An 8,864-nucleotide genomic window follows, 5' to 3' on the forward strand; every position below is an offset into this window, starting at 1 on the left:
CAGGGACGCGCTCACGGGACGGGGCAAGGGTTCCTGACGGGCCCCGCAGCCGCGCAATCCCGCCGGTCGCGGTGGGCGGCCCGCAGGACGTCACCCCGGGGGAGAGGGGTGCGCCCGGTGCCCCGGGGGTAGGTGCACGTGCGTCGGCCCACGGTCCGGGCCGGCGCACGGATCGCGGGGCCGGCACGTCGTCATCCTGCCCGGCCGCCTCTCGCTCACGGAGGAGTCAGTACGTGGAATCAGGCGAGCACGAGGGACACGACGACCACCGGACGCAGGTGATCGTCGTGGGCGCGGGGCCCGCGGGATCGGCCGCGGCGTTGTGTCTGGCGCGTGCGGGTGTGGAGGTGGTGCTGCTCGAGAAGGGCGCCTTCCCCCGGGACAAGGTGTGCGGGGACGGTCTCACCCCGCGCGGTGTGCAGCAACTGGTCCGCATGGGCGTCGACATCGACGCACCGGGCTGGACCCGGACCAAGGGCATGCGGTGGGTGTGTCAGGGGCGCCAGGTGCACATCGACTGGCCCCGCTCGGGTAGCCAGCCGGACTTCGGTCTCACCCGCTCCCGGTACGACTTCGACGACATCCTGGCCCGGCAGGCCGTGGCCGCCGGAGCACGCCTCCATCTGGAGACGAAGGCGACAGGCCCGCTGACCGACCGCGCCGGGCACATTGTCGGGGTGAGTGCCGTCGCCGGGCCGGACAGGCAGCCGGTGACGTACCGCGCCCCCGTGGTGATCGCCGCCGACGGCGCCTCCGCACGCACCGCCCTGGCCATGGGCCTGGAACGGGACCGCAGCAGGCCGGTGGCCACCGCCGCTCGCCGCTACTACCGCAGTGAGGCCCGCAGCAACGACCCCTACCTGGAACTCTGGGCCGACCTGCTCTGCTCCCGAACCGGCCGCGACCTGCCGGGATACGGGTGGATCTTCCCGCTCGGTGACGGCCGCGTGAACGTCGGCCTCGGCGCCCTGCCCCACCGCGGCCACGGCACGGTCGATCTGCGGGCCACCCTGGAGCAGTGGCTGACCCGGTTGCCCCCGCAGTGGGGACTCCGGGAGGAGAACGCCGACTCTCCCCTGCGCAGCGCCGCGCTGCCGATGGGGTTCAACCGCCGACCGCAGTACCGCCGCGGACTGCTCCTGGTCGGCGACAGCGGCGGCATGGTGAGTCCGTGGAGCGGTGAAGGCATCGTCCAGGCCATGGAGGCGGGCGAGGTCGCGGCCGAGACCGTCGCTCTCGCTCTGCACCGGCCGGGTGGACCCGGGCGTGAACAGGCCCTGCACCGGTACGCGAAGGAGGTGAACCGCCGCTGGGGGCGCTACTACCGGCTCGGCAACACCGTGGCCGATCTGGTGTTCGCCCGCTACGGCTACCGGCCGCTGCTCAACCGCCGCGTCATGGCCTCGCCCGCTCTGGTCCGAACCCTCGCCCGGCTGCTGACGCACGGGACGGACGCACCCTCCGACGACCTGATCGACACGGTCGTCCGCGGCCTCGTCCGGATGGTTCCGGCGCCGGCGCCGGGGCCGGGCACGCGGGCCCGCGGAACGCGAGGTGGGGACACGGGGCGGCGGTGACCCGTGACGGCGAAGGCGTCGAGTCCCTCCGATACAGCCGGCAAGCGTCTTTCCGTGCTTTGATTCCCAGAACTGACAAAACGTCATGAAAGGGAACAGATATGCCGTCTCGCCTCAATCCCTACATCAGCTTCTCCGGTGACGCACGGCAGGCCATGGAGTTCTACCGGGGCGTTCTGGGTGGCGATCTGACGCTGCACACCTTCGGTGACATGGGGGGAGTCGGCCCGGGCCACGACGAAAAGATCATGCACGCCCAGCTCGAGACGGCCGGCGGGTTCGTGCTGATGGGTGCCGACAACCCGCCGGGGGTGGAGCACCGGCCCGGCACCGGCATCGCGGTGAGCCTGAGCGGGGACGATCCGGAGGAGCTGCGCGGCTACTGGGAGGGACTGACCGACGGCGCTGACGTGTTCATCCCGCTGGAGAAGCAGATGTGGGGAGACGTGTTCGGTATGTGCACGGACAAGTTCGGCGTCCGATGGATGGTCAACATCAGCGGCCGCTGATCTCGGGAAGCGCGCCCCCCGGCCCGCTAGGATCACGCCGGCCCCGCGCGTTCCGGCGTCCGCACGCGCCCGTGCCGTCCCGTGGCCGGACTCCTTCTGGTGCTACTCCAAGGTCGTCCCGCTCCTCACCGATCCCGGTGCGCACGGTGCGGACCCCGCAGACACGTTCGACGTGGTGGTGCCCGACATGCCTGGCTACGGGTACTCCGACCGCCCCTCCGGCCCGCCCCTGGACTCCATCGCCGTCGCCGCTCTGTGGGCCGAACTCATGGACGTACTCGGCTACTGCCGCTTCGGCGCGGCAGGCGGTGACATAGGCGGGCAGCCACGTGAGCCGCTACCTCGGCCTCGACCACGCCGACCGCGTCGTGGCCGTCCACCGCACCGACGGCGGCCTGCCCGTCCACGACGGCGACCCGGTGGATCTCGTCCGCTTCCCCGAGCATGGCCGCGCCCGGCCGGACCACCGGTACCGCACGCCCGAGGTGCCGATGCGAGCCGGTGAGGCGGTAGATTCGCACCATGCGATCACAGAGTGGCTCCGCCCCTCGTCCGCCGGAGGGGCGGGGCAAGCTCCTCGCCGTGAGCGACCTCCACGTCGGAATCGCCGACAACCGCCCCCTCGCCGACCGTCTCCACCCGACGTCCGACGAGGACTGGCTCATCGTCGCGGGAGACGTCGCGGAGCGGGCGGAAGAGGTGGAGAACACGCTCGCGCTGCTGGCGGGGCGCTTCGCGCACGTGGTGTGGACCCCCGGCAACCACGAACTGTGGACGGTGGAGCGGGACCCCGTACGGCTGCGCGGGCAGGCCCGGTACGAACACCTCGTCCAGGTCTGCGCGGAATTGGGCGTGACGACTCCCGAGGACCCCTACCCCCTGTGGCACGGAGCCGGCGGACCCGTCGCCGTGGCCCCCCTGTTCCTCCTGTACGACTACACGTTCCGCGTCCCCGGAACGGCGACCAAGGAGGAGTCCCTGGCCCGCGCGCACGAGGCGGGCATCGTCTGCACAGACGAATACCTGCTGCACCCCGATCCGTATGCCACCCGGGACGACTGGTGCCGGGCACGGGTGGCGCGGACCGAAGAGCGGCTCGCCGCGCACGATCCGGACATCCCGCTCGTCCTCGCGGGCCACTGGCCGCTGCTGCGCGAACCCACCGCCGTCATGTGGTACCCGGAGTTCGCCCAGTGGTGCGGCACGGAACTCACCGCCGACTGGCACCGCCGCTTCAACGTGGCGGCCGTCGTCTACGGCCACCTCCACATTCCGCGGACGACGTGGCACGACGGAGTCCGCTTCGAGGAGGTCTCCATCGGCTACCCCAGGGAATGGCGCAAGAGGGGTCACCCCCGTGGCCTGCTGCGGCAGATCCTTCCGTACGAGGGCGAGCAGCCCCCCGTCCCCGAGGAAGAGGCGTCATGATCGAACGGCTGCTCCCCGCCGAAGTGGCCTGCGCGGACACCCACGAGACCGAGGCTCCCGCAGGAGCCCTCTACCCCGAGGAAGCCGCACTGGTCGCCACGAGCGTGGACAAGCGCAGACACGAGTTCGCAGCCGTACGAGTCTGTGCGCGGCGGGCCATGGGGGCACTCGGCCTGCCACCGTCCCCGGTGCTGCGCGGTCATCGGGGCATGCCGCTGTGGCCCGAGGGATGCGTCGGAAGCATGACGCACTGCGAGGGCTACCGTGCCGCGGTACTGGCCCGGGCGTCGGAGGTGCGCGGGCTGGGCATCGACGCCGAGCCGAACGAACCGCTTCCGGCCGGTGTATGGGACGTGATAGCACTGCCGTCGGAGAGGGAACGGATACCCCCGGCGGCCCCGGACGCGACCCACCACTGGGACCGGCTGCTGTTCAGCGCCAAGGAGAGCGTCTTCAAGGTCTGGTTCCCGCTCACCAGGGTCGAACTCGGCTTCGACGAGGCCGACATCACCTTCCACCGCGGTACGGAGACCTCCTCCGAGGGCACCTTCACCGCCGAACTGCTGCGCACCGCACCCGGGGTGCCGCGGTCGCTGCGCGGGAGATGGCTCATCGACGACGGCTTCGCGGTGACCGCGATCGCGCTCCCGGCCGCCTGACGCAGGGGCCGGCCGGCCGTGTCAGCCGAGAGGCCGGCCGCACCGCAGGTTCCACCGTCCCGCCCGACCGCTGAGTTCGGTGAGGCCGAGCGGCGCCACGTCCAGCCGCCAGAACGCCGTCACGGGGAGGGCCAGGGCGTGGACCACCGCGGCGCGCACGACGGCGGGTTCGACCACGGCCAGCACCCGGTTTCCGGCCGCCCCGGCCGTGCTCCCGGGCACCTGGACCGTCCCGGCGGCGGTCGCATCCAGGAGGTCTCCGACGCGGGCGGTCAACTGCAGCAGCGACTCGCCGCCGTGCGGAACGGCAGAGGGATCGGCCAGCCACTCGGACACCGCCTCCGGCTCCGCGGCGCTGACCTCCGACAGCCGCCGCCCGCTCCAGCGGCCCAAGTCCCAGTCACCGAAACGGGGTTCCGCACAGGCAGCGAGACCGAGCACTTCGGCGGTCTGACGGCACGGCTCGGAGGGACCGTGCGCGTACACATCGGCGGCGGGCACCTCACCGGCCGCCGCGACCGCCGCAGCGCCGCGTACCCCGGCCGTGTCCAACGGGGCGTCGTGCGCGAAGCGTGCCTCCCGCACCCCCGGGTTCAGGGCCGGTGCGATCAACATCAGCCGTACCGTCATCCTCCGGCTCCCCTCCTCGAACAGCGGCCGCACAGCCACCTCGCCCCATGGGACCACGGACCGCGTCACCGGCCTTTGCGGCCCACGCACCGTGGCGGGGGCGGAGCCGCAGGCGGTATGGTCACGGCAACCACGACGAAGGTGTGACGGAAGCCCGGTGAGAGTCCGGCACGGTCGCGCCACTGTGTACCCGTTTCGCTGCGGGAAGTCAGACCCGGCATCTTCGTCTCAGGCACCACGACAGGGACGCGTGTTCCCGCAGGAGGTTCTGCCATGGCTCAGTCAGCCAACCCCACCACCGTCACACCCGCCATCACCCCCGTCCCGGCCAGGGCCATCGCCCCCTGGGCCGTCTTCTTCGGCGTCCTCATGCTCGTCCTGCTGTACTTCGTCGGCGCCGAACAGGGTGCCACCGCGGTCATCTCGGGCGAGGCCGTGCACGAATGGGTCCACGACGGCCGGCACCTGCTCGGATTCCCCTGCCACTGAGAGCCGGCGGCACAGGAGAAGCTCCCATGAACTCCGTACCGATCCGAGCCCTGCTCGTCCGCGGCATGATCGCCGGTCTCCTGGCAGGAGCGCTCGCCCTTGCCGTGGCCTACTTCCTCGGCGAGTCCCACGTGGACGCAGCCATAGCCTTGGAGGAGTCCCACGCCCACACCCACACCCACGAACACGGCGAGGAACTGGTCAGCCGTACCATGCAGGCCACCGGCGGGCTCGCCACCGGCGTCCTGGTCTTCGGCGTCGCCGTCGGAGGCATCGCCGCACTCGTCTTCTGCTACGCCCTGGGACGGATCGGCGCCTTCGGTCCCCGGGCCACGGCCGCACTGGTCGCCGGAGCGGCCCTCCTGACGGTGTACGTCGTGCCGTTCCTCAAGTACCCCGCCAACCCGCCGGCCGTCGGCGACCCCGACACGATCGGGCAGCGCACCGGGCTGTTCTTCCTGATGATCGCCCTCAGTGTCCTGCTGGCCGTGGCGGCCGTCCTCGGGGGCAGACGCCTCGCCCAGCGCCTCGGCAACTGGAACGCCACCGTCGCCGCCGGTGCGGGCTACGTCCTGGCGATCGGGCTCGCCTACGCCTTCCTGCCCTCGTTCGACGAGGTCGGAGCGGACTTCCCGGCCACTCTGCTGTGGCGGTTCCGGCTGTCCACACTGGCCGTCCAGGCCACGCTGTGGACCGCTTTCGGACTTGTCTTCGGCTACCTCACGGAGCGGTTGCTGCCGGCGGGGGCAGGGGGTGGTACAGCAGTCCGCCCGGTCCCCCACGGGGTGGGGGCGGGCTGAGGAGCCACGCTGACGGTCGAGGACCGATGGCGGACGGACGGAACACCGAGGACCTCCGTCGGCGGCCTCCGTGGGACGGGCGGGACCCGCCGGGCCGACCCGGCGGGTCCCGCCCGTCACGGCGGGGCCGAGCTCCGGGGCCGCGTCGCGGGGGGCCTGCCGGACCGTGGTACGGCGGCGGGGGTGGAGACCGAGGCCTTCACCCCCGCCGTGCCGCTGTCAGCGGTCGGACCGGCCCTGCGGAGTCGCGTCCGGGCCGAAATCGCCGGTCATGGCGGCGGCGATCCGCAGGTAGGGGGCCGCGTCCGCCTGCCTGCCCTGGCGCTCGAGGGTGCGCCCCAGCATGAGCTGCGCGTAGTCCTCGACAGGGTTCAGCCTCAGGACCTCACGCAGCTCCGTCTCGGCCTTCGCGAGCCGCGCCGAGTGGTAGTAGGCGCGCGCCAGCAGCAGACGCGGCGCGACCTGCTCCGGCGCCTCCTCCACCAGCCCGCCCAGAATGCGCGCCGCGGTGAGGTACTCCTTCGCCACGAAGAACAACTGCGCCCGGTCCCAGCGGTCGGCGGGGGTACCGAACTCGTAGTAGGTCTCGCTCACTTCTCCTCCTCGGCCACAATGTCCAGCAGACCCGTCAACCGGTGGGCATAGTTTAATATTCCACTAACTTCTCGGCGTGGGGACCGTTGCTCCGCGTCCGCACGGGAATAGGTTGAACGCCATGAGCAATCTCGATCGTCAGGCCGCACTCTCCGTCTGTGGCGGCCGGGGGTTCGTCGTCGGCGAACCGGTACGTGAACTCCTCACCCCCCGCCACGTGCAGCTCGGAGAGTCCACCGAGGTCCGCAGGCTGCTGCCCAACCTGGGGCGCCGCATGGTCGGCGCGTGGGCGTTCGTGGACCACTACGGCCCTGACGACATCGCCGACGAGCCCGGCATGCAGGTGCCGCCGCATCCGCACATGGGCCTGCAGACGGTGAGCTGGCTCCACGACGGCGAGGTTCTCCACCGGGACAGCCTGGGCAGCCTCCGTACCATCCGGCCGCGTGAGCTGGGCCTGATGACCTCGGGCCGGGCCATCAGCCACTCCGAGGAGAGCCCGAAACCGCACGCCAGGTTCCTGCACGGCGCCCAACTCTGGGTAGCCCTGCCCGACGCCCACCGGAACGTCGAACCCCACTTCCAGCACCACACCGACCTGCCCACGGTCACGGCGCCCGGTCTGGAGGCCACGGTGATCCTCGGTGAACTCGACGGCGCCAGGTCGCCCGGCACGGCCTACACCCCGATCATCGGCGCCGACCTGGCCCTGACAGCCGGCGCCGAGGCCCGGCTGCCCCTGGACCCCGACTTCGAGTACGCGGTGCTGTCGATGTCCGGTGAGGCCGAGGTGGACGGCGTCCCGGTCCTCCCCGGCTCCATGCTGTACCTCGGCTGCGGACGCGCCGAACTGCCGCTGCGGGCGGGCTCGGACGCGGGCCTGATGCTGCTCGGCGGGGAGCCGTTCGAGGAGGAGATCGTCATGTGGTGGAACTTCGTGGGGCGTTCGCACGAGGAGATCGAGCAGGCCCGTACGGACTGGACGACCGGCACACGGTTCGGTGAGGTGGAGGGGTACGACGGGGGTCGCCTCCCCGCTCCCGCGCTGCCGCCGGTGGCGCTGAAGCCGCGGGGTCGCGTTCGCTGACCTGGGGTGATGCGCCCTTGAGCGGTCCCGCCCCGCAGGACCGGGCTGCCTCCCCCGTCGACACGGCGGGGGAGGCGGTGCGCTTTCTGCGGATCGGCGTCCCGGCCCGCCGTTCACGTCCGAGACCGAAGCCGGCCCTTGCCTCAGGCAGCACGGTGAGGCGTCGTACGCGGACCGGGTCCGTGCCCGACGCCTCACCGTGCTCAGGGGATCAGCCCTTGACGGGGCCGCCGTTGATGGCGACGCGCCGCCCGTAGCGGGCGTAGGGGTAGTAGTCGTACGTCGCATGGTGCTGGACGCACCGGTTGTCCCAGAAGACGAGCGTGCCGGGGGTCCAGCGGACGCGGCAGTGCAGCACCGGCCTGCGGGCGATCATGTCGAAGAGCATGTCGAGCAGGGCCCGGCTCTCGTCGGCGGAGAGCTGCGGGATGCGGCTGGTGTAGGCCTTGTTGACGTAGAGCAGTTTGCGGTCGGTCTCGGGATGCCGTGCGACGAGAGGGTGCTCGCTCTTGGGGATGACGTAGTCCGCAGGCGGTGTGTACCCCGCCAGAGCCTGCGCGCCGTCGTGGATCGCGGTCAGCGGGTCCAGCAGGGCGCGCATCGCCGGTGAGAGCATGCCGTAGGCGAGGTGCATGTTGGCGAAGAGCGTGTCGCCGCCGCACCCGGGTTCGGGAGTCTCGGTGATGTAGAGCATCGAGCCCAGTGACGGTTCGGCGTCTGCGGTGCCGTCCGCGTGCCAGCCGTTGCCCGCCACATCCGCCGCGGCCGACTTCGTGCGGATCTCCAGGACACAGGGATCGCCCTCGGGCGGCGGCGGGTTGACGGGACGCAGTTCACCGAAGGCGCCGGCGAAGCGCTTGTGCTGCTCGGCGCTGATCGTCTGATCGCGGAAGACGAGGACGTGATGGTCCAGGAAGGCGGTCCGAATCTCCTCCAGTTGCTCCGCCGGAATCTCCCGCGACAGGTCGACGCCCGATACCTCCGCTCCCAGGACGGGCGTGATCCGTTCGACGGTGAGCGTGCGGTAGGCACGCGCGGGACGTGTGGTCACCGCTTCCAGTGCTTCGAGTTCGTATGACTCCATGCCATCC

General features: G+C 71.5%; 10 protein-coding genes and 1 pseudogene. 8 read left to right on the plus strand and 3 right to left on the minus strand.

The annotated features are described in order from the left end of the window. Positions 1-233: 233 nt before the first annotated feature. From BA175_RS05430 to BA175_RS05450, 5 genes and pseudogenes are all read left to right on the plus strand, one after another. Positions 234-1,577: a geranylgeranyl reductase family protein gene (locus BA175_RS05430; protein WP_069170044.1), complete on the plus strand. Its 1,344-nt coding sequence runs from the start codon at positions 234-236 to the stop codon at positions 1,575-1,577. A gap of 101 nt (positions 1,578-1,678) precedes the next feature. After that, positions 1,679-2,086: a VOC family protein gene (locus BA175_RS05435; RefSeq protein ID WP_069170045.1), complete on the plus strand. Its 408-nt coding sequence runs from the start codon at positions 1,679-1,681 to the stop codon at positions 2,084-2,086. A gap of 79 nt (positions 2,087-2,165) precedes the next feature. Then, positions 2,166-2,514 (plus strand): annotated as a pseudogene (locus BA175_RS32195) (alpha/beta fold hydrolase); the annotation flags it as partial. Between the two features lie 94 nt (positions 2,515-2,608). Further along, positions 2,609-3,514, plus strand: coding sequence for a metallophosphoesterase family protein (locus tag BA175_RS05445; RefSeq protein WP_069170047.1), 906 nt, complete (start codon positions 2,609-2,611; stop codon positions 3,512-3,514). Next, positions 3,511-4,173, plus strand: coding sequence for a 4'-phosphopantetheinyl transferase family protein (locus tag BA175_RS05450; protein ID WP_069170048.1), 663 nt, complete (start codon positions 3,511-3,513; stop codon positions 4,171-4,173). Before BA175_RS05445 ends, BA175_RS05450 begins: the two co-directional genes overlap by 4 nt. Before the next feature lie 21 nt (positions 4,174-4,194). On the opposite strand, the gene BA175_RS05455 is transcribed toward BA175_RS05450, so the two are convergent. Then, positions 4,195-4,803, minus strand: a complete 609-nt coding sequence (locus BA175_RS05455; protein ID WP_069170049.1) for a histidine phosphatase family protein — start codon at positions 4,801-4,803, stop codon at positions 4,195-4,197. 273 nt (positions 4,804-5,076) lie between these two features. On the opposite strand from BA175_RS05455, the gene BA175_RS05460 reads away from it, so the two are divergent. Both BA175_RS05460 and BA175_RS05465 read left to right on the plus strand, forming a co-directional pair. Next, the gene (locus BA175_RS05460; protein WP_069170050.1) at positions 5,077-5,292 is read left to right on the plus strand and encodes a CbtB domain-containing protein; all 216 of its coding nucleotides are present in this window, start codon (positions 5,077-5,079) and stop codon (positions 5,290-5,292) included. Between the two features lie 26 nt (positions 5,293-5,318). Next, positions 5,319-6,092: a CbtA family protein gene (locus BA175_RS05465; RefSeq protein ID WP_069170051.1), complete on the plus strand. Its 774-nt coding sequence runs from the start codon at positions 5,319-5,321 to the stop codon at positions 6,090-6,092. A 219-nt stretch (positions 6,093-6,311) separates the two neighbouring features. Here the strand turns inward: BA175_RS05465 and BA175_RS05470 are convergent, their stop codons facing one another. Beyond that, positions 6,312-6,686, minus strand: a complete 375-nt coding sequence (locus tag BA175_RS05470) for a tetratricopeptide repeat protein (RefSeq protein WP_069170052.1) — start codon at positions 6,684-6,686, stop codon at positions 6,312-6,314. Between the two features lie 121 nt (positions 6,687-6,807). Between BA175_RS05470 and BA175_RS05475 the strand changes: the two genes are divergently transcribed. Next, entirely contained in the window at positions 6,808-7,773 is a 966-nt protein-coding gene (locus BA175_RS05475) for a pirin family protein (protein WP_069170053.1), read from the plus strand. Positions 7,774-7,984: 211 nt separating this feature from the next. Here BA175_RS05475 and BA175_RS05480 read toward each other — a convergent pair whose 3' ends face one another. After that, on the minus strand, positions 7,985-8,857 hold the full coding sequence (locus BA175_RS05480; RefSeq protein ID WP_069170054.1) for a TauD/TfdA dioxygenase family protein: 873 nt from the start codon (positions 8,855-8,857) through the stop codon (positions 7,985-7,987). Between the last annotated feature and the right edge of the window lie 7 nt (positions 8,858-8,864).

This window comes from Streptomyces griseus (genome assembly GCF_001715295.1).
Taxonomy (GTDB): domain Bacteria; phylum Actinomycetota; class Actinomycetes; order Streptomycetales; family Streptomycetaceae; genus Streptomyces; species Streptomyces griseus_G.